Source organism: Streptomyces sp. NPDC005820 (genome assembly GCF_040630255.1).
Classification (GTDB): Bacteria; Actinomycetota; Actinomycetes; order Streptomycetales; family Streptomycetaceae; genus Streptomyces.
Genome location: NZ_JBEXXE010000003.1, coordinates 14,855 through 35,503, shown reverse-complemented (window position 1 = coordinate 35,503; position 20,649 = coordinate 14,855). Strand labels below are relative to the sequence as shown.

The window sequence follows — 20,649 nt, the reverse complement described above, 5'->3', positions numbered from 1 at the left end:
TCTTATGTTCGCTCCTTCGAACCGTCAGTGCCGGCAGCAGCGCTGTACGCCGCGAACGCTCGGGCTTGTTCCGCCTTTCGGAGCTGGCCCAGCTCGATGGGGCGCAGGCCGTGGGGCCGTCCGAGGCGTTTGAGGATGGCGTCGAAGTACGGCACGGGTGTGTGCTCGGAGGCGACCACGAGGGAGGAGAGCAGAACCCCATAGGTGGGCGGGCTGTCGACCGCCACGAGGATCGCTTCCCTGGTCCGGTCGGTGAGGTCCGTCGGCTTGAGCCGGGCGGCAGCGGCGAGCGTGTGCCAGCCCACGCAGACCTGCCGCCGGGCGGCGTCGATCAGCGCCCGCCGAACGGCCACGACCACGGCTTTCTTGGTGGTCCCGAGCTTGGACCAGCGCACGCGGTCCTCCTCGGTGGGGCGATCGGCGGCAGCGCTGCCGACAGCGGGTACGGCTCGTGTGCCCCGCGCGTGGGCGCGGTCCACGGCGGCCCGCCAGGCCGCCTCCACGGTCGGGGTGGCAGCATCGGGCTTCCAGCCCAACTCGGCCAGCACGTCGCCGAAGAACGGGGCCGGGCCCGGAGTCTGGCCGTCCGCCTTCACCAGGGCCGACAACATCCGTCGGCCGGGAACGTAGGACCTGTCCACAGCGGCCAGCAGTCGAACCCGGTCCTGGTCCGACAGCGTGGACGGCGAGATGTGCTGCTTCTTGAGCAGGGTCGACCACTTGATGATGCCGTGTGCCTTGGCGACGTGTTCCAGATGCTCGCGGAACCGGGCCACGAGCCGCGCCTCGTTCTGTGTCGCAGCGGTTGCGGCTTCGGCCGCCGGCGCGAGGGAGTAGGCGGTCGTTCGCTCGCGCTCCCAGATCTCCGCCACCTTCGACTCGGACAGGTCGGATCTCCAGCCGAGGCCGGCGAGGACCTCAGCGAAGTACGGGGCGGGTGCGGCTGGGGCGAGGTCAGGTGTGACGAGGGCCGACAGCACGGGCTTGCCGTCGGCTCGGGGGTGGTCCACCGCGATGAGCAGGCGGACGCGTTCCTCCGGTGTGATGCCGACGGGTGCCGCTCCCGCGTGGCCGACGAGCGTCTCCCAGCTGATGAGGCCGCGGGCACGGGCGACGACGCCGAGCCTTGAGCGGAAGACATGGATCGTCTCGGCCTCACCGAGGGGGAGCGGGCGGGGTGTCGAGGCGGCCGGTCCGGTCGCCGTGGGGGTTGGTGGAGCCGGCTCGGGCGGCGGAGATCCGGGGCGCAGGTCCGGCCAGCGTGAGTCGGTCTGCTGGGGCAGGGGCGAGGCGCCGTCGGCGCGGATGAGCCAGGCGGGCCCGGAGGGAGCCGCTTCGGTGAGCGGCAGCAGACGCGCTGAGGAGTAGATGACGTGCAGTTGGTGGGGAGGAGGGGCGGGATGGGCGTGCGGCAGGGCGATCCGGGCCCGGACGACTGCCGAGCCGATCGGCTGGAGGTCGGCCTCGTAGAGGCGTACGGCGGTGCCGTCCGGGTCGGGACGCGGTGCCGGGAGTTCGGTCGCCGCGGTGAAGGCGAGGGTGCCTGGAGCCAGCGGGAAGGCCACGGGCGCAGGGGCGGGAACGGGGGTGCTGCTCGCGGGCGGTTCGGCGTCGAGGCGGGGCGTGATGATCCCCACGTCCGACAGGCGGCACTCGGTGAGGGCCGACCAGGCGAGGCTGTTGTCCGGGTACTGCGTGCCGACGTACACCTCGCGGGTCTCGCCCTCGGTGCGGCAGGAGATGCGGATGGCGTGCCCGGCGGCGTCCACCTCGTTGTGCGAGAGCCCGCAGTACGGTCCGTACGCCCAGTGGACGTGGGTGTGCCGGTCGGCGAGGCGTTCGCGGGTCTCCTGCCACTCGCGGAGGGAGAGGCGGGCCAACTGGACCCGGACGAGCCGGGACCGGCCCTCACCGAACCGGACCTCGACAGCTCCACCGTGCACCGAGCCGGGGTCCAGGTACGTGATCTCGGCGTCCTGATACCCCTGCCGCAGCAGCCAGCGCCGCAGCGCCTGCCCGATATAGAGGTGGTCGGCGCTGGCCTCACCGGTCTCCGTGCGGCGGCAGTGCACGGGCGGCCGGTGCGCGAAGTGGCACTTCTTCTCCGTGTACCGCTTCGGAGTCAGCTTCTTGCCGCAGCCGCCCAGCAGGACGCCGCAGTAGAAGTCGTCGCGGGTCCGGCCGCGCATGAAGCGGTCGAAGTCGTCGTGGTCGTACGGCAGGAAGACGGGCCAGTCGGATTCGGCCCGGCCGATGACGGCGGTCTGGACTTTGCGCGTGTCCTCGTCCTCGAACGGCATGGGTGTCCTCGCGTCAGTCCTCGGCGTCGTCCGTCAGCTCGTTGACCAAGGGCACGAGGAGGGGGTCGACGGAGAATCCGGAGGCCTTCATCTCGCCCGGCTCGTACTGGGTTTCCAGGACGGAGACCGCGGACTCGGGAATCTTCCCGAGCTGACGGAGCTGGCCGGCGATGCGCTTGACCGGACGGGTGAAGCCCCTGAGGGTGCGGTCGTCGTCGTAGTCGCAGATCTCGTAGACGCTCAGGGCGCTCGCGAAGCCGTTCATCTCGGCGGCGTACCTGATGACGTCGACACGGTTCTGGTAGCCCTCGTACGCCAGGCGGTCGAAGAGTTCGTGCAGTGCCGCGGCGGACCAGCCGCCGTACTTGTCCTCCGTCCCGATCCGCTCGACCCGTTCGATGTCCTCGACCGACCCCTCCCGCAGGTTGAACTTCAGGATCGGCGCGGCGACTTCGAGGAAGCGCTTGGGAGTGAGCATGAGGAGTCGGCCACCGCCGCGTGCCTTGAGCTCCGCGGTGAGTTCCGGCCGGGGTCCACGACTGAAGCCCCGCTCCTTCCGCCACCAGTCCTCCTTGCCGTCCGCGGTCACGAACAGCACGTCGCACTTGCGGTGGGCGGCCTCCCGGAGGATCTGCTCCCAGACGAGGAAGTCGCCGGACGCCCCGTCTCCGTCCTTGCTCCGGTCCATGTAGCCCGGGGGAATGCGCTTCTCGACCCGGCGCATCCCTTCCTTCACGGCCTTGTCGTGGTCCTCCGAACCGAGGGGAGCCCCGGCGCGGCCCGCCAGCGCGGGCTCCAGGCGGGCGATCACCGGGTCGGTGCTCGTGTCGGGCGTGATGTTCTGCCACTCACCCTCACCGACGTTGACGATCGTCTCCTGGACGTCGTCGAACACCTCGGAGAGCTGGGTGCGAAGCCGGTCGAACTCCGCGTCGGGCAGGGCGACATGGTTGGCCCAGGTGCGCAGGGTCTTCACCGCCTGAGCCACATGCCCGGCCATGTCCTCCGCGGCCTTCGTCCCGGTCGAGCGCGCGTCGCCGATGGTTCCTTCCCGGTTCCGCCAGAACTCCACGAGTACCTGGTGGGGGACCCAGAGCCGGTCGTCCAGTGCGCCGAGCGCCTGGAGGAGGTCGGTCCGTGCCTGTTCGGTGTACCGGTAGAGGTTGAGCAGGACATTGGCGTCCGGGGCGACGAGGCCGCCCGTCAGTACGGCTGTGAAGTCTTCGGCGGTCGGGGTCCGGAAAGCCCCGAAGTCGTCGAAGAGGCCACGGACGTCGTCCGCGCCAGGCGTCGTCTCGGTCACCGCTGCCCCCGTCGGTCACTCGTGCGCCGGACCTACGTTCGCTCACCGGTGCGTGCGTGGTGACCCTAGCGCTTCAGGGGTGCCGGGAGGCAGTGAACTGGGGACTTTTCGCGATCAATGGTGATCGTGGGAGCGGGGAGGGTGGCAGTCGAGTTCCGCCCAGACCGTCTTGAGGGGAGGGGTGGAGAGGTCCATTCCCCAGCGGTCGGCGAGGGCGGTGACGAGGAGGAGGCCTCGGCCCGACTCCGCGTCGGGGAGGGGCGGTACGTCTCCCGGGACGAGGGGGAAGCGGTCCGGGCGGGCGTCGCTGACGGCGATCCGCAGGACGCCGGCCTCCGGGTGGAGCGTGAGGGCGAGGCGGAAGTCGCGCCCTTGGACGCGGCCGTGGAGGACGGCGTTGGCCGCGAGTTCGGCGACGATCTGCTCGGCTCGGTCGGTCACGGCGGGTGACAGCTGCCAGACCTCGAGCTGTCGGGTGGTGAGGAGGCGGGCGAGCCGGGCCGCGCGTCGGGTGGCGGACAGCGGCTGGGCGAATGTGTGTGCGGGCGAGAAGAGTTGGGGGAGGGGCACGTTCATGGGGCCATGGTGGTGGGTGCGAGAGGTGTCGCGGGGCTGTTGGATACGTACGCTGCGTCAGCGTACGGGCACATTCCGTGGACGGTACGGGGGTCTTTCCGTCACCCTGGGTGCTGTCGGGGCGTGGGGGCCACGAAGCACGTACGAACACGGAGGTGGCCGCGGATGACCGACGGCGGCGGCACGGAGAGCGACCACGACCTGACGGGCGGCGAGATCGACCGCGAGCCAGATCCCTCGGACAGCCTGCGGACCTTCGGGGCGGTCGCGCAGGCGCTGCGGGAGCACGCGGGGTACAGCAGGGCCGAGTTCGCGGACCTGGTCCGGTTCTCCAAACACACTGTGGAGTCGGTGGAGTTGGGGCGGCGAATGCCGGATCTGGCGTTCGTGGAGCGGGCGGAGGAGGTGTTGGGGAACACCGGCGCGCTGCGGAGGGGCTCCAGGTACGTGACGCGGGGGCGGGGGGATGTCGGGCTGGCGGCCTGGTTCCGGCGGTGGGCTCGGCTGGAGCGGGAGGCGGTGAGTTTGTGTACGTATGAGTGCAGGCTGGTGCCGGGGTTGTTGCAGTCGGAGGGGTATGCGCGGGCCTTGTTCGAGAACCGTCTTCCGCTGCTCACGGACGAGCAGTTGGAGGCCCAGGTGGAGGCGCGGCGCGAGCGGCAGAGAATGCTGTACGAGCGGCCCACCGTGCCGTTCCACTTCATCGTGGAGGAAGGTGTCTTCCGGCGCAGACTGGGTGGTGCGGATGTGCTCCGGGGTCAGTTGGATCACGTCCTTGAGCGAACGGGTTGCCGCAACGTGACCTTGCAACTCATGCCGATGGAGGCAGAGTTTCACGCCTGTCTGGACGGTCCTGTACGACTGCTTGAGACGCCGAAAGGCCAGGGGCTGGCGTACTGCGAAGGGCAGGAGAACGGTCGGCTGATCTCCGACCCGAAAGAGGTGAGGGTCCTCCACCAGCGCTATGACACACTGCGCTCGCAGGCCCTGAACCCTAAGGACTCGCGGGGTCTGTTGGAGAGACTCCGAGGAGAGCTATGAGCATGACGCAACTCGCCTGGTTTAAGTCCAGCTACAGCGGCAGCTCGGGTGACGACTGTGTTGAGGTCGCCCTCACCGAACAGGCCGTCTGCGTCCGGGACTCCAAGGATGTGACGCGCCCTCACTTCGCCATCGGGCGTGAGGAGTGGTCGCGGTTCGTGGGATTCGCGGCGGCGCGGGACTGACAGAGGCCAGCCGTGGGGCGCGCGGTTGATGGCTCGCCCCACGGTGTGGGCACTTGACGCTCACTCAGCCTTCCTCGGCACGTTCTTTTTCGTCCCTGCGCAGGCGGTGGGCTCGCTCGGCGATCTCGCTGGAGAGCCTGCCCTTGACCGAACTGGCCCGGTCGAGGGTCACGCTGCCGAGGCTTCTGGCGGCACTGACGCCCTTCGCTCCAGTCTCAAGCGCCTTGTCCTTCACCTCCGTCGCCGCTTCCCCCCATCGTCTTGCCTCCGACGACTGCCGACCGGACTCGATCCCGAGCCGCTCGTGGAAGGCATGGACGCCGGTCACCACGTGATTGCTCGACTGCACCACAACCGGAGATTTGGTCGGGTGTAGCAGCACCTTCGAGTTGGCTGCGGCGGCAGCCGCTTTCATTCGGGCCACCAAGCGCTCGGTGCTCCGCGAGATGAGATCCAGCCGGTTCTGTCGGGCGGCCCGAAGCCCGAGGCGGTGCTGATCCAGCTGATCCGGATGCGCGTCCAGCACCCGGTCGAGTTCGAGCACGGCGATCGCGTCCTGAAGTTGGAAGCAGCGAGCCAGAACAGCGAGCCACTCCCGAACCTTGGGCTCGACTTCCTTGACCTTCGTGGCGAGATCGCCGATCTTGGGTTGGTTTTCCAACTTCTCCGCGAGAGCGTCGAGTTGACGCAATGCGTACGCCTGGGTCTCCGCTATCGTCGTCGGCGCGGCCTGCACTTTGGACCACGTGACCTCGGAGACTCGACCCACCTGCTCTCGGATGGTCATGGTCTCCTCGATCACGAGGTCCATTCCGATCATGCGGGACAGCACAGCATCCTTCTGGGAGCGGAGCACGTCGTCGACCTTCTCGTCGATCGTGGCGAGGTAGTCGGTGATCTCATCCATGGTCTGCTGCATCGAGAGCTGTGCCATGAGCCCTGCGGCACCAGCCAGACGTGCGGGGTTGGTCAGGAACGAGCCGGCCCCCTTCTCGATCTGAAGCCAATTCTTGATCGAGCCGGGTTTCCCTATCATCGCGTGGCTGATTCCTGGGGTCTTGCTTTCCATCAGCCCGAACTTCTTGACACGCTCCGCAGACTCCTTGGTCAGCTTCACCCAGCGACCGGAGTTGGCGGCAATGTCCGAACCCGCCTGCGCGACTGTGGCCCCGGTACCGAAGACGGACTTGAATCGTTGCGCCCCGAGGTCCTTCGACGGGAGTCCTTCCGAGGTGAGGAAGCGTTCGACGTCCGTCGCATTCCCGATGACCGCCAGTCCATCGCCGTCACTGATCAGCTGGATCTCGTTGTCCAACGCCTGCTCCTGAAGTGTTTGTCGTGGTTGGCCAGTGACCGCCGTCTGGACCTTGCAAGTGTCTTTGTGGAGACGCGACATCAGCCCCCGGGGAGCGAGGCGCGGTCAGGCGGGGTGGCGGGGGCCGTGGCCCGGGGGCGGGGTGAGGGTGGAGGTGTAGGTCTCGCCCTCGACGAGTGGGTTCTCCAGGGTGAGGCCGGCGGCGGCCATGCGGTCGTACTCGGCGAGGATCAGTTCCTTGGTGCGGTACGTGCCGAACTTGGCCTCGTCCTTTCGGCGAACGATGGGGAAGGTGTCGAGGATGTAGTCGACGTCTTCGCGGGATACGCCGTACAGGTGGAAGAAGAGGGCGTCGAGTTCGGCGCGGATGCGTTGACGGCGGTCCTGGTCCCATCGGAAGGGGGCGCTGGTGTCGCCGAGGTGTTTGGCGAGACCCGCCATGTCGGTAGTGGTGTAGGCGAGTTCGAGGAGTCGGGGGACGATGATGGCGGCGTGTGGTGAGAGTTGAGTGGGAGCGGGAACGGGAAGCTGCTTCACCGTGAAGAACTTCAGGTGGGTGCCGCTCAAGTTCTGTCGCGCCGCATAGTCGAATGCGAACGATGACCAAGCAGCGCACAGCAGTTCTGGCGAGCGTGAGAACGCCAGTAGGAAAGTGTCGCCGACACCGGCTGTCGGCATAAGAGAGCTGATCATGCTCCGCTCATCCGTGGCTCGACAGATGTCGCGCCAGCCAAGCAGGAAGTCCTTGTCCCATCCCTTGTCGGCGAGGCGTGTGCGCACACCCGGAATGGAGATCTTCTCTCCGTCCTTGCCGATCTTGCCGGACGGTGCGTCTTCCTCCGCTACCCAGTACCGGGGCAGAACCAGAGTGTCACCGTCGTCCTTCTCCTCCATGGACAGGGATCTGGTGTCGCCTGAAGTGTCGTACGTGGCCCAGCGATGGTCATAGTGGTGGAGCATCTTCGCCTCGTAGAGAGGGAGCATTCGCTCCCCGTTCCGGGTGAAGACATTGCCCTCGAGCGTCCAGCCGTCGTCCTCAAGTTCATCGCGGGGGTGCATGAGAGCCGAGTCGTGACTCATGTGCAGCATGGCGAAGAGCAGTACATTCCACGGATTGCCCGTGGGGACACCGTCCTTCCAGAGGACGGGCAGTCGCCTGTACATAACCAGTGTGATCTCGGCATCGCGCCTCGACCTGAACACCGGAAGCGTGCCCGTGTTGGGATTGAGTAGCGCGATTTCGTCCGGCGTCAGCGTGAACGCCTTGTTCGCGTCGTCCAGTTCAGCCGGGTCATGCAGGAAGAAAGCGAATCGAGCCGCCGTTTCGCGCAGGGAACGGCCGACCATGGACAGAATGCTGAACTTGAACGAGCGGTGCACGCCGGGGAAGAGAGGTACCGCGTTCTCGAAGTCATACAGCGCAGCAATCGCCCCCCGCCGCACCAGATCCCCGGAGAAGTGCTGCGTCCGCGCGTCCGTGGCGATCCCCGTCGGGACGATCACCCCCGCCCGCCCCTCCGGCCCAAGCAGTATGCGGTCCGTCTCCGTGAAGACCGCGTACGTGTTGAGGTTCCCCTGCCCCGTCAGCGGAACCCGGCCCGACCGCCGCAAGAAGTGGCTCTCGGCGTACACCTTCCGCTTGCCCGCCTCGAACTCCTCGTAGAGCGGAAGCGTGTCCGGCGAGTCCTTGAGCGCCTCGATCATCTTCTTGCGTACGGCGGTCCTGGAAGCCTCCGCGATCTCGGGTGCCCGCTGGGCGAAGAACTCCTGCTCGCGGAAGTCGACGCTGTCCCACGGCGGGTTCCCCACGACACAGTCGAAGCCCCCCGCCCAACCGGTGTCCGGCGACACACTCCGGCCGTTCTCCGGAACGGAGAACACCTCGGGGAATTCCAGGTGCCAGTGGAAGAAGGCGAACTGCCCGCGCAGCCGCCCGATCTCGGTCTCGGTCTCCGCGGCCACCCCCTGACCGCTCGGATCCTCCAGCGCCTTGAACACCGCATACGTCACCGGCCGAGGCGCCTCCGGCGTCTTCAACCACACGAAAGCCGCGCACCACGCGTCGGCGACACGCAGCGCACGCCGGTAGTCCGACGAGCCCGTCCACTTCTCGTACGCGTCCTCCTGCCGGCGTACGTCGGTCAGCTCCTCCGCCTGGGCCAGCGTGATGGACCGCAAGCCGCTGGCGAAGACGGTGTTGGCGACGCTGACCGCCTCCCCGCCCAGGTCGAACAGGCTGCCCTGCCCCACCCGCTCCTGCTGGTTGATCTTCTCCAGGGCTTTCGCGTGCTTCTTGTCGTCGCCCTCGGTCGCGATGAACGCCTCGTCGGGGATGCCGTCGCGGAGCAGCTTGGGCGTGGCGCCGATCAGGCCGTTGCCGTGCTTGACGTGCGCGTCGAGGAAGCTCAGCGGCTTGCCCGGCTCCAGTGCCTCGAGCCACAGTGACACCCTGGCCAGGTCCACGGCCATGGGGTTGAGGTCGACGCCGTAGATGCAGCGGGCCACGACCTCGTGCAGGGCGTGGCGCACCGCGTCCAGTGTGGGCTCGGGGTTGCGTTCCCGGACGGCCGCGACCTGCTTGGCGATGCGGCGGGCCGCCGCCACCAGGAAGTGCCCGGAGCCGCAGGCCGGGTCGCAGACCGTCAGGGAGAGCAGCTCGTCGACGATGGCCTCGGCCGGATCGGCGGCCCCCGAACGCGCCGCCGCCTCCTCACCGCGCCGCACTGCATCCCCTATGACCGGGTCCAGCGTGGAGTCCAGCAGGCATTCGATCAGCGAGGACGGTGTGTAGTAACTGCCTGTCGTCTTACGGGTGTTGCCAGCCACCTCCACCAGCGTGAACGTGCGGTCGGCCGCGCTGTACTTCGGCTCCAGCTCCAGCAGGGACTCGTAGACAGACCCCAGCTCCTCAGCGTCGAGGTGCCGGTAGTCCACCGCCCGCCAGCGGCCCGAGCTCCCGTCCCGGACCTGAGAGAGGTGTCGTACAGCCGTCAGCAGGGCCTCATTGGAGAGCCTCAGGTCGCGCAGCGGGGCGTCCGCGTCCGTGTCGTTGAAGAGACCGCCGAGGCCGGGCAGGCCCAACTCCGGGCGGCCCTTCTCGTCACCCAGCGCGGTGAGGACGATCCGCAGGGCCTCGTACAGGTCACCGTGAGCCGTGCCCCGCCGCTTCCTGGCGTGGGCCCGTAGTCGCGCCGACGAGAAGTACGTCTCGTAGCGCTCGCGTGCCTGCGATTCCGCCCCCGGCGACAGCAGCGCCTCACGGTCCTCGGCGACGAAGACGAAGAGCAGGCGGTAGACCATGCGCAGCAGCGCAGCTTGGAGGGCCTTCGGGCGGACGTCCTTCCGCAGCGCAGTGTTCTCCGGGTGCCGCAGGAAGCCCGTGCCCAGCGAAGTGATCGCTTCCTGCACGCCCTTCCTGAGCTGGTCCAGGGCGCGCGTGCCCGAGGCGATGGCCTCCGTGCGCCACTTCTCCAGCCAGCACGAGGACGGCGCCGCGCCCTCCGCCACCTCGAACCGCGAGGCGTGCAGCAGCCGGTACAGCAGCACGAACTCGCTGAACAACTCACCGTCGAAGATCGCCTCGAGGTCGAACTCGACGTACGACGCCGTGGCGAGCGCGCTGGAGTCCCGCAACAGGCGGACCTGGCGGCCATTGGTCAGGACGCCCCACAGGTGTGCCTCCGTACGGTTCAGGCACTCCTGGAGCATCGACTGGGGCGGGACCGTGCCCGCGCCGCCCGGTCGCTTGTCCAACTCGGCGTTCCACGCCGTCTGGTGGATCAGGGCGTGGTGCCAGCGGTGCGAGACCGGGAACTTCTTCTCCGCGTCGGAGTCGGCGGTGATGCCCGACGCGCCGACCTGCGTCAGGCGGCCGAAGCCCAGTTCGCGCCAGAGCGGGGTCAGCCAGTCGTTCTCCGCGAGCCCGGTGGGGTCGCTCGCCGGGATGCCCGTCTCCCGGTCCTCCGGGAGGCGCTTGCGGATCTCGCGCCACAGCGGCTTGAGATACTCCCAGCTGCGCTCGGACTCGTCCCGTACCGAACGGGACGACGGCAGGCCGTAGTCGGCGGGCTTGGAACCCGGGACGTCCTTGCCCTCGGAGATCCGTACCAGCATGTCGGCCGGCAGCAGACCTCCGACCGTGTGGACGGCGGTGAACACCTGGTTGCGGGTGGTGGCGGACATCAGGCGGACACTCCAGCGGCGACAGAGGCGGTGGCGGGCAGGTAGACGTAGGCGCCGAGGATGTCGGCCGGCTTCTGGGCCGTGACCGACAGACCCCGGACGATCTCGCCGGAGGCGGCCCGCACCCGGCGGTGGGCCGCGTCCAGGTCGGCGGCGAGCTCATCGCCGTACCGCTCCAAGTGGTCTCCCACATCGGACAGTTGGCTGAGGATGCGGGTCATCGTGCGCTCCCCGAAGTGCGGGTCGGTGTTCTCCGACGCCGTTGCCTCCAGCAAGCCCGCCGCCTGTTCCGGCGTCAGCCACGTCCCGTTCCTCGGCGCGCCCTCGAAGGCCAGCAGCCGCGCGTCCTCCGCCACCAGCTGCCGCTCGCCGCTCCGGGACGGCAGCGTGAGGTGGAAGCGGTAGCGGACCAGCAGCAGCGTCGTCCGCGTGCTCACCGAGTCCGTCGTGATCACCCCGCAGCGGCGGGCCGGGCGGGCGCCCTCCGCCTGGGTGTCCAACGCGGCGTTGAGCACATGGGAAGCAAGTGCGCCCACCACCGGGTCCGTGCGCACCAGTGCCGCCTCGCCGCGCGCCACCGCCGGGTCGCCGCGGAACGGGATCTCCCGGTCCTTCTCCACGACCTCCGCCCCCACCACCGGTGCCAGCGCGTCCCGCAGGCCCGCCGGGGTGCCGCCCACCTGCGCCGTGAAGTTCCCCGACTCACCATCGGCGCCCCGCAGCACCGCGCCCAGCGCCCCCAGCGCCTCCCGTACGAACGTCCGGATCTCGCCCGCGCCACCCAGCGCCTCCCGGATCGAGGCGACCTCGCGGGCCACCTCCTCCGGGTGGATGGAACGCTGGGCGAACCGGGAGCGGGACTGCCGCTCGCGCTCCGCCGCAGAGTTCCAGTCGTTGTCCAGCTTCGTCGTGCTCACCTTGAACGCGTCCGCGCTGAACAGCGCGTCCTCGTTCTCGCGGCCGCGCATCAGCAGCCATTCGACGATCGCGTCGGTCACGCCCGTCGACAGTTCGTCGGGGACGGAGACCGAGATGCCGAGGTCCTTCTTGATCTGGCGGTGCTTCTTGATCAACACCTCCAGGACCTTGCCGTCGATGCCGTTGTCGTCGCCGTAGAGGGTGATGACGCGGACCTCGTCGCGGCGCTGGCCGTAGCGGTCGACGCGGCCCTCGCGCTGGTCGTGGCGGGTCGGGTTCCAGGCCAGGTCGTAGTGGACGACGGCGTCGAAGTAGTGCTGGAGGTTCACGCCCTCCGACAGGCAGTCCGTGGCGATCAGGACGCGGCGGGCCGCCGCGTCCTCGCCGGCCTCCGCCGCCAGTGCCTCGATCCGCTCGATGCGCTGCTGCGGCGACAGCTCGCCGGTGACCGCCTTGACGACCGTCTTCGCGCCCAGGGGGCCGCGCTTCTTCGTCTCCGGGTCGTTCGCGAGCTGCTCCGCCAGGTACTTGGCCGTCGGGATGTAGCGGCAGAAGACGATCGGGTTGTAGCCGTCCGCCAGGAGCGCCTTGAGATGCTTGATCAGGGACTTCAGCTTCAGATCCTGCTCCGGACCCCGCAACCGCTCCGCCCGTTCGGCCAGTTCGGCCAGGCGGGACTTCACCCTCCCCTCGTCCGTCTCCGCGCCCGGCGCCACGTCCATGCCCTCCATGGCGTCGCTGTCCGCCGCGTCGCTGTTGAGGGGGGCGCCCAGCTTGTCGGCCTCCTCCGCGCTCGCGGCGATCGCCGCCGCCGAGCGGGTCGTCAACGTCTGCGCGGCAGCCGCCGGGGACGAGACCAGCGAGCGCAGCAGGGCGATCGCCGACCACCAGGCGATACGGGCCTCCCGCCTGCCCTGGCCGCCCGCCTCTTCGACCCGCTCACTCGCGTAGGCGATCGCGTCGTCGAGCAGGGCCCGGTAGTCGGGGGACAGCTTGTACGTCTCGTCCTTGAAGTAGCGGTCGGAGGGGAAGGCCGTGCGTTCGGCCAGGGAGTCGTCCGCCAGGCCGTCCTCCTTCGTCAGGTACTGGCGTACGTCCGCCCGCTTGCGTGCCACGAAGTGCTGGGCCAGCAGCTTCCTGCCCGCCTCCGACTCCAGGTTCACCTGCGCCAGCTCCGGCTTGACCAGGCCGAGGAGGTTGCGGAAGGCCGACTCCTTGCCGCTGTGCGGGGTCGCCGTCACCAGGAGGAGGTGGCGATCGGCGTCCGCCGCGACCCGGCGCAGCAGCTCGTAGCGGAGCTGGCTCTGCGCGCTCGCCGACGTGTCGTCCGCCGCCACGCACGTGTGCGCCTCGTCGACGATCACCAGGTTCGGGCAGTGACGTACGAAGTCGTCGCGATGGCGCGTGGACTTGATGAAGTCCGTGGAGACGATCACGTTCGGGTAGCGGTCGAACAGGGACTGTCCGAGGTCCAGGCCGCGCTCCAGACGTGACACGGTCGAGGACAGCACCAGCTCCGCGTCGATGCCGAACTTGCTGCGCAGTTCCTGCTGCCACTGCTCGGCCAGGGCCGGGGAGCACAGCACCGCCAGGCCGCTCGCCTCGCCCTGCGCCAGCAGCTCGCTCGCGACCAGGCCCGCCTCGACCGTCTTGCCGATGCCGACGTCGTCCGAGATCAGCATGCGCACCGTCTTCTGGCGCAGCGCCATCAGCAGCGGCACCAGCTGGTAGGCGCGCGGCTCCACCGCGATGCCGGCCAGCGAGCGGAACGGGCCCGCGCCCGAGCGGAAGCCCACGCGCAGTGCCGTGCGCAGCAGGCCGGCCGCCCGCTGATCGCCGAGGTCGGCCGGCTCCGGCGGCGCGAAACGGGCCTCCTCGACGGGCTCGAAGGGGAACACCGCAGCGATGTCGTCGTCCGAGCCGCCGAGCGGGCGCAGGACGAGCAGGTCGGGCTCGCTCTCGGGGAGCACCACCCACTCGCGGCCACGGGCCTTCACCAGGGATCCGGCGGAGAACGTGAATGCCATAGCGATCGTCAAATCCTCTTGGTGGTCGGTCAGTCGGTGGCGGGGGAGCCGAAGTAGCGGGTGTGGGCGGCGGCGACGGCGTCCCAGTCGGCGCCGTGGGCGAAGCGCACGAAGTCCCACCGGGCGTCGAGCAGCCGTTCCTCGGCGTCGGCGTCACGCAACGCGGTCGTCTCGGTGTCGGGGCCGTCGACGAAGACCGCGACGTTCGCGCCCGGCAGCCGGTAGACGAAGTCCGGTGCCGCGTTCGCCTCCGTCAGGAAGACGTCCTTCTCGTCGGGGAGCCGCAGGCCCCGTGCCTTCGCCCAGCCCAGGAAGTCGCACTGCGCCGCCAGCTCGGCGGCGGACTCCTCCACCGGTGTCGGCTCCGGGTCGCTGACCAGACGCCGGTACTGCTCCGAGCGCGACTCGCCCCGTGCCTCCCGCCGCGCCGTGGCCGACGCGAACCGCACCAGCAGTGCGGCCACCGTGTGCCGGTTGATCAGGGCGTGGTCGAGCTGGTTGCCGTACGTGAGCAGGCACTCGTAGCAGCCGAGCGCGCAGGCCCGCCCCGGGCGGTGCTCCTCGCCGCCCTCGTCCTTGCCGTCGGCCGAGAAGTGGCAGATCTCCAGCGCGCGGCGGGCCGCCTTGGCGAGGGCGTCGTCCTCGGCCTGGAGTCGGCGCAGGACGCCCGCGCCGCCCTCCGCGGCCTCCATGAAGAGGATGCGCCGCCTCGGGCCGTCGTCCGGCGGCAGCAGTTCGCTCGACAGCTCGGCGTCCTCCAGCTCGAACGCGGCCTCGATGCCCCGCTCCAGCGCGTACATCAGCGTCAGCGCGATCGGCTCCGGCAGCGCCTCGTCGAGGGTGACGACGAGGATGTTGCGACGGTCCTCCACGTACGGGATGACCCGCTTCTTGCGGCGGCGCTCATTGCCGTCGGCGTCCACCACCGGCAGCTCGCTGGAGTCGCCGGACGCCTCGGAGGCGTCCTTGTCGTTCATCCAGCGGCCGTCGGCGAGGTCCAGCCAGTAGCCGGGCGGTTCGTTCGTACGGGCGCGCACCCGGCCGGTGTTGGTGATGCGGACGGTCGCGGAGTCGCCGTAGGCGATCGCGGCGAGCTGCCCGCCGGAGCCGTCGGCGATCGTCGCGTTGAGGCGGCCCTTGCGGATGCCGTGGTCGTGGAAGCGGTACGACATCTCCAGCCTGAAGCCCGCCCGGCGGCGTTCCTCCTCGTCCGAGGAGATGCGTTCGCGGCGCGTGGTGTACACGGTGTGCAGCTGCAGCAGGCCGTACGTCGCCGCGCCGAGCGTCTCGTCGCAGAACCCGCAGCGGTCCTCGCGGTCCTTCGGCTCGTGGTGGTAGCCGCAGTGGGGGCAGCGGCGGGCCTCGCCCGTGGTCAGGTCGCCGGAGGAGTCCGGCGGCAGCTGGATGCGGGTGACCTGGTAGCGGGCGCCCTCGTGGTAGATGAGCGAACCGGGACCGAACTCGCGGATGGCGAGGAAGCGGGGACGCTGGAGGTAGTCGCCGTCGCCCCTGCGCCGGCCGATCGTCGGGATGTACGCGGCGAGCGGCAGGCGCGGGAAGCTGTAGCCGGGGAGGAAGCCCTCCGAGGCCAGGTAGCGGTAAGGGTTGAAGTCGGAGAGGACCGACTTGCTGTCGACGCTCTCGTTCATGAGCAGGTTCAGCTGGGTCTCGGCCTCACGGCGGCGGGCGTTGGCCCGGTTGCGGTCGCCCTCGGTGAGGCTGTAGTCCAGGCGGCGCTTGTTCTGGACGTACTGGTCGTCCAGCGCGGCGCGGAACAGGCTCCGCCAGCGGTCGAAGGCGCGGTCGAACCGCTCCGCCACGGTTCTGACCTTGTCCTGGATCCAGTCGTCGTGCCACCACGTCGTGTCGACGAACGACGGCAGGAGAGGGCCGAGGACGCGGAGGGACGCGTCCACCGTGCGCCGCTGCGCGCCGTCGTCGTGCGCCGCCGCCTGGATGTCGGGCAGCAGGGCGAGCGCGGGGTCCGGACGGTCGCCGCCCTCCGGGTACGACACGTCGAGCACGTCGGGGAGGGAGCGGCCCAGGCGCAGTCCGGCCTCGGCGATCCAGATGCCCTGGAGGTGGGAGAGGACCAGGTCCTCGTTGGCGAGGTCCAGGCGGGGCGGGGCGACCGCGCCCGCCACCATCCGCTCGGAGCGCCGGAAGTAGTACTGGTCGTGGCTGTTGCCCGTCGCGCAGTACGTCGTCACCAGGGCGGGCTGGCCGCTGCGGCCCGCGCGGCCCGAACGCTGGGCGTAGTTGGCGGGCGTGGGCGGCACGTTGCGCATCATCACCGCGTTGAGCGAGGAGATGTCGACGCCCAGCTCCATGGTGGGGGAGCAGTACAGCAGCTTCAGCTCCGCCTTGCGGAAGGCCTCCTCACGGGCCTCCCGGTCCTCCGGGGACACCTGGGCGGTGTGCTCGCGGGCGTACAGGCCGGACAGCGCGTCGGCCGTCTCCCGGTACAGCTTGAGGAAGAACGTGTTGATGCGCGGGCCGTCGCCGCTCTGGTAGGTGCGGGTCAGCGGGTCGTGCGCGCCCGACTCGCCCCGGCCGGCCCGCCACACCAGCGACTGGGCGGCCACCCGGTAGCCGGTCGCGGTGGCCGACGACGTCCGGCGGTAGCGTCCGGCGCGCTGCGGGGCCGCTTCCACCTCCTTCACCAGGCCGGCCTTGGTCAGGACCTTCAGCAGTTCCGTGATGATCAGCTGCAGGTCGTCCTGGTCCAGGTCGCGGAAGGTGCGGTCCGCGCGCCGCAGGTACTTGCCGAACTTGCCCCGCGCGGAGAGGAACAGGCTGGAGCGGTCCATACCGGGGCGGGAGGGGTGCGGGTAGGCCGTGCCGACGCGCGGCTTGTCGGCAGAGGACAGCACCCACGGGTCCACCAGCCGCTCCTCGCTCGCCCGCTGGAGGGAGTCGAAGGTGTCGTCGCGGAAGTACGACACGTCGATGGCGAGCGAGCGGCGCATCTCGTCCAGCAGCGCCTTCGTGATCTCCGCCCGCAGCGCCGGGTCGGCGTCCCGCAGCGCCTGGTGGGTTCCCTCCCAGCGGTCCTGCTTGGCGGCGACCCAGTCCAGGTCCTCGTAGTCGATCTCCAGCAGGCCCGTCTGCTCCAGGTTGGGCATGGTGATGCGCCAGCCGCGCTCGAGGTCGAGGTAGAGCCGGAAGGCGACCACGTCCCGCAGGGTGCGGGCCGCGTTGCGGGCCAGCGACGGCGGCAGATCGGCCTCGCCGGTGTAGTCGGCGGGGGAGACGGCCAGCGCGTTGGTCACCGACGCGGCCAGCTCCTCGTGGTGCAGCCCCTCCTCGCCGGCGTCCAGCGCGGCCCGGTACAGCGCCCCGCGCAGCTGGGTGATCTGCACGAAGTCGTTGAAGTGGCCTGCCTGGAGGGAGGCGTCCTGCCGGTTGTCGACGAACGTGAGGAGCTTGCGCGCTTCCTTGTCGAGGGCCTCCTCCGGCACCGACTTCAGCGAGCGGACGATCGACGCCGAGACCAGCGAGGTCGCGGAGGAGCGGCCCTCCTGGTCCAGCGTGGCCAGTTTGGCGAAGTCCCGGCCGCGCGTCTGCTCGTACGCCACACCGCAGTGCAGGCAGAACAGGAACGGCGACGGGATGAACGCGGCCTTCAGCTCGCCGCGCCCCTCGTGGCCGAAGGTGTCGACGGTGACGGCCTTCGGCACCCGGTCGCGGTAGGCGCGCTTGAGGACCTCCTGGCCCTTGTCGTCCAGCTCCAGCCAGGATTCCGGCAACCGTCGATCGTCGACCGCATACTGCACATTGGATGGCCACTCGCGTTCGTGGTCGACGTACAGATAGCCGTCGCCCTGCCGGCCGCCCGTCGCCGAGGTGTCGCGGCGGGCCTCGTAGCGGATGGCGTCGTCCTTCTCGGTTCGCCACACCGTCAGGTACTCCTGGCCGCACTCCCGGCAGAACGCCAGGGGCATCAGCACCTTGCCGCCGCTGCCCGGCTGTTCGAGCTGGTAGGAGCGGGTCAGATGGCGGGAGGACTTGTCCTCGAGGGTGACGTACACGGTGTCGCCCTTGGACAGGAACTGGTGCAGCCGGAAGGCGAACAAGGGCCGTTCGGTGCGCGGGTTGAGCGCCTGGGAGCCGGCCTCCAGCGTGGCGCGGATCGCCTCCGCGCAGGTTGCCTCGTCGACGCCCGACTGCTCGTGCAACTCCCGTGCCGCGACCTCGACCTGGGCCGGGGGCCGCCGTACGAGGCGGCCCGCGGCCCTGTCCTCGACGAGCCCGAAGCGGTCCTCCACCCAGCGGGCCAGGGGGTCGCGGACGAGATCGTCGTAGGCGCGGGGGGCGGGAGAGACGAGACGTCCGGCGGACACGGTGTCGGGTGCCTCGCCGGTCGCGCGGACCAGGGTCTCCCCGATGACGTGCTCGGGGCGGACCTTCGTACCGAAGAGCGTGCTCGCCACGTCGGCGACCACCTGGCGCTGGTCCTCCAGCGTGCCCTCAGTCGACATGGTCGCCGAGGTGCCGATGCACTGGAGGTTCTCCGCCTGGCAGGCCTCGCGGACACGGCGGACGAGAAGGGCGACGTCGGCGCCCTGGCGGCCGCGGTAGGTGTGCAGTTCGTCGAAGACGAGGAACTCCAGGCCGCGCGCCATGCGGATGAGGCTCGCCCGGTCGGCCGGGCGGGTCAGCATCAGCTCCAGCATCACGTAGTTGGTGAGCAGGATGTCCGGCGGGTTGTCGCGGATCTCCTTGCGCTTCGCGTCGTCCTCCTGCCCCGTGTAGCGGGCGAAGGTGACCGGCTCCCGGCCCGCGCCGTAGCCGTCGCGCAGGAACTTCTCCAGCTCACGCAGCTGACTGTTGGCGAGCGCGTTCATCGGATACACGATGATCGCCCGCACCCGCTTGGGGGCGCTCGGGCCCTCCTCGTCGCGCTCGCGCAGCACCTTGTCGACGATCGGGACGATGTAGGAGAGCGACTTGCCGGACCCGGTGCCGGTGGTCAGGACGTACGACGCCCCGGACGCGGCCGCGTCGATGGCGTCGCGCTGGTGCCGGTGCAGCGTGAGGGGGCGGCCGTCGCACACCGTGCCCCCCTCGGTCTTCCTCGCCTGGAAGATGCGGGCGCACTCGGGGTGCAGCACCTTCTGCTGGGCGAGCTCGACCACCGTGCCGCCGCCCTGGAAGAAGGGGTTGAGCGACAGCCAGGGGTTCGGCCACTGGGACTTGTCGTCGAGGTCCTTCGCGACGTACGCCTTGACGCGCTCGTCCCGGATGACCGTGCCGCCCTCCGTGAAGGAGCGGTAGTCGCGGATCAGCGCCCGGTGGACGCCGAAGACGTCCATGCCGGTACCGGACGCGGTCACCGGCGCCGGCTGCTCCGCGGCGGGGGCGGGCGCCGGGGCGGCGGCACGCAGCGGGAGCGTGGGGTCCAGCTCACGCCACGCGGGCACCAGGCTCGGGCCGTCGGCCACCGTGGCCAGGGGGAGCAGCGCGTCCCGTACGGTCACGGCGTCGGCCGGACGGTCGGCCGGATCCTTGGCCAGCAGCCGGTCCACGAGGCGGGCGAGCTCGGCCGGGATCTCGGGGCGGATCACGCGGACCGGGCTGGGCTCCTGGTGTACGTGCCGTTCGGCGAGCTCGTACGCGGACTCGCTCGTGAACGGGGGAACGCCGACCAGCATCTCGTAGAGCACGCAGCCGAGCGCGTAGAGGTCGGCGGCCTGCGTCACCTGCCGGGCCTGACACTGCTCCGGCGCCATGTAGCGGGCCGTGCCCACGCTGACGCCGGTGCTGGTCAGACGGGTCTGGTCCGGGTCGTCGACGATGCTGCCCATGCCGAAGTCGAGCACCTTGACCGTGCCCCCGCCGCGGGTGAGCATCACATTGGCGGGCTTCAGGTCGCGGTGGACCACGCCCTGCGCGTGCGCGGCGGCGAGACCGGCGGCGATCTGGGCACCGATGGCGGCGGCCCAGGGGATCGGGAGCTGTGACTCCTCCTCGACGAGGTCGCGCAGCGACTCGCCGTCCAGGAACTCCATCGCCAGGTAGGGCAGACCGTCGCGGTCTGCGGCGATGCCGCCCGCGACGAGCCTGGTGATGTTGGGGTGATGATCCAGCAGGCGCATGATGGTCACTTCGCGTTGGAAGCGGTCCACGGCCTTGCTGTCACCGGTGGTGTCGACCTGGATGCCGGTGCGGCGCCGCAGGATCGTCTTGACGGCGACCGTCCGCCCGGGCGCCCCCTCGGGAGTGTGCAGGTCCTCGGCCTGGTGGACCTCTCCCATGTTGCCCCTGCCGATGACACGCCCGATGCGGAATCTGCCGTCGACGAGCTCGTGGCTCACTGCCGCTCCTCTGCCTTCTGCCTGCGTTCTCGCGGTTGCGAACCGGAACGCGCCCCCTGCTCTGCCGCCGCACGGCCCATGGTGTCAGAACGGACAGTGAGGCAGTCGTCACGGTACACGAACGGGGGAGAAATCGATAGGGAATCATCTGTTGACATCGTCAACGCGACGCTTCTAATCTCGCCGTGAAGTGAGTGGGGGGTGGATGGCGTGAAGGATCGCGTCACCGGTGCGGCAGGTGCGCCCGGATGGAGAGCCGCGCTGGGGGATCTGCTGGATCGGCTGAGGCGCGCGGCCGTGAACGGTGCCGTGCCCGAGCCGGTCTTCGCTCAGCAGGTGAGAACCCTGGGACTCGGCGAGGCCGAGTCTGCCCGGCTGCGGGACGAGCTGGCCCGATTGGGCCTGCCGGTCCGGAACGTCCGCGTACATGTAGACGCGGACTCTCCGGATGTGGAAAAGGTTGCACAAAACCGTGAAGAAAATGT

9 protein-coding genes are annotated in these 20,649 nt (G+C 69.7%); 2 read left to right on the top strand and 7 right to left on the bottom strand.

Features of this window, described 5'->3' with window-relative positions:
- Window positions 1-2: 2 nt before the first annotated feature.
- The 3 genes from ABZ464_RS04345 to ABZ464_RS04335 form a co-directional block, all read right to left on the bottom strand.
- Window positions 3-2,300, bottom strand: a complete 2,298-nt coding sequence (locus ABZ464_RS04345) for a competence protein CoiA family protein (protein WP_359270747.1) — start codon at window positions 2,298-2,300, stop codon at window positions 3-5.
- Between the two features lie 13 nt (window positions 2,301-2,313).
- Entirely contained in the window at window positions 2,314-3,603 is a 1,290-nt protein-coding gene (locus ABZ464_RS04340) for a PIN-like domain-containing protein (RefSeq protein ID WP_359270744.1), read from the bottom strand.
- 114 nt (window positions 3,604-3,717) lie between these two features.
- Window positions 3,718-4,179 carry an ATP-binding protein gene (locus ABZ464_RS04335; protein ID WP_359270741.1) on the bottom strand — a complete coding sequence of 154 codons (462 nt, stop codon included), beginning with the start codon at window positions 4,177-4,179 and terminating at the stop codon, window positions 3,718-3,720.
- A 165-nt stretch (window positions 4,180-4,344) separates the two neighbouring features.
- Here ABZ464_RS04335 and ABZ464_RS04330 point away from each other — a divergent pair, with 165 nt between their 5' ends.
- Window positions 4,345-5,220 (top strand): helix-turn-helix transcriptional regulator, encoded by an 876-nt coding sequence (locus ABZ464_RS04330; RefSeq protein WP_359270738.1) that lies wholly within the window; start codon window positions 4,345-4,347, stop codon window positions 5,218-5,220.
- Window positions 5,217-5,405 carry a DUF397 domain-containing protein gene (locus tag ABZ464_RS04325; protein ID WP_359270735.1) on the top strand — a complete coding sequence of 63 codons (189 nt, stop codon included), beginning with the start codon at window positions 5,217-5,219 and terminating at the stop codon, window positions 5,403-5,405. The genes ABZ464_RS04330 and ABZ464_RS04325 overlap by 4 nt, the downstream gene beginning before the upstream one ends.
- A 64-nt stretch (window positions 5,406-5,469) precedes the next feature.
- Here ABZ464_RS04325 and ABZ464_RS04320 read toward each other — a convergent pair whose 3' ends face one another.
- From ABZ464_RS04320 to ABZ464_RS04305, 4 genes are all read right to left on the bottom strand, one after another.
- Window positions 5,470-6,720, bottom strand: coding sequence for a hypothetical protein (locus ABZ464_RS04320; protein WP_359270732.1), 1,251 nt, complete (start codon window positions 6,718-6,720; stop codon window positions 5,470-5,472).
- Between the two features lie 105 nt (window positions 6,721-6,825).
- A complete protein-coding gene (locus tag ABZ464_RS04315; protein WP_359270729.1) occupies window positions 6,826-10,902 on the bottom strand; it encodes a DNA methyltransferase in 4,077 nt (1,358 codons plus the stop codon).
- Window positions 10,902-13,847 carry a helicase-related protein gene (locus tag ABZ464_RS04310; RefSeq protein ID WP_359270726.1) on the bottom strand — a complete coding sequence of 982 codons (2,946 nt, stop codon included), beginning with the start codon at window positions 13,845-13,847 and terminating at the stop codon, window positions 10,902-10,904. Before ABZ464_RS04310 ends, ABZ464_RS04315 begins: the two co-directional genes overlap by 1 nt.
- Before the next feature lie 29 nt (window positions 13,848-13,876).
- Entirely contained in the window at window positions 13,877-20,164 is a 6,288-nt protein-coding gene (locus ABZ464_RS04305) for a protein kinase (RefSeq protein WP_359270723.1), read from the bottom strand.
- Window positions 20,165-20,649 lie beyond the last annotated feature (485 nt).

Coding starts and splice junctions, on each gene's coding strand:
- ABZ464_RS04315 (WP_359270729.1), bottom strand. CDS start 10,902: ATGTCCGCCACCACCCGCAACCAGGTGTTCACCGCCGTCCACACGGTC.
- ABZ464_RS04325 (WP_359270735.1), top strand. CDS start 5,217: ATGAGCATGACGCAACTCGCCTGGTTTAAGTCCAGCTACAGCGGCAGC.
- ABZ464_RS04330 (WP_359270738.1), top strand. CDS start 4,345: ATGACCGACGGCGGCGGCACGGAGAGCGACCACGACCTGACGGGCGGC.
- ABZ464_RS04335 (WP_359270741.1), bottom strand. CDS start 4,179: ATGAACGTGCCCCTCCCCCAACTCTTCTCGCCCGCACACACATTCGCC.
- ABZ464_RS04345 (WP_359270747.1), bottom strand. CDS start 2,300: ATGCCGTTCGAGGACGAGGACACGCGCAAAGTCCAGACCGCCGTCATC.
- ABZ464_RS04310 (WP_359270726.1), bottom strand. CDS start 13,847: ATGGCATTCACGTTCTCCGCCGGATCCCTGGTGAAGGCCCGTGGCCGC.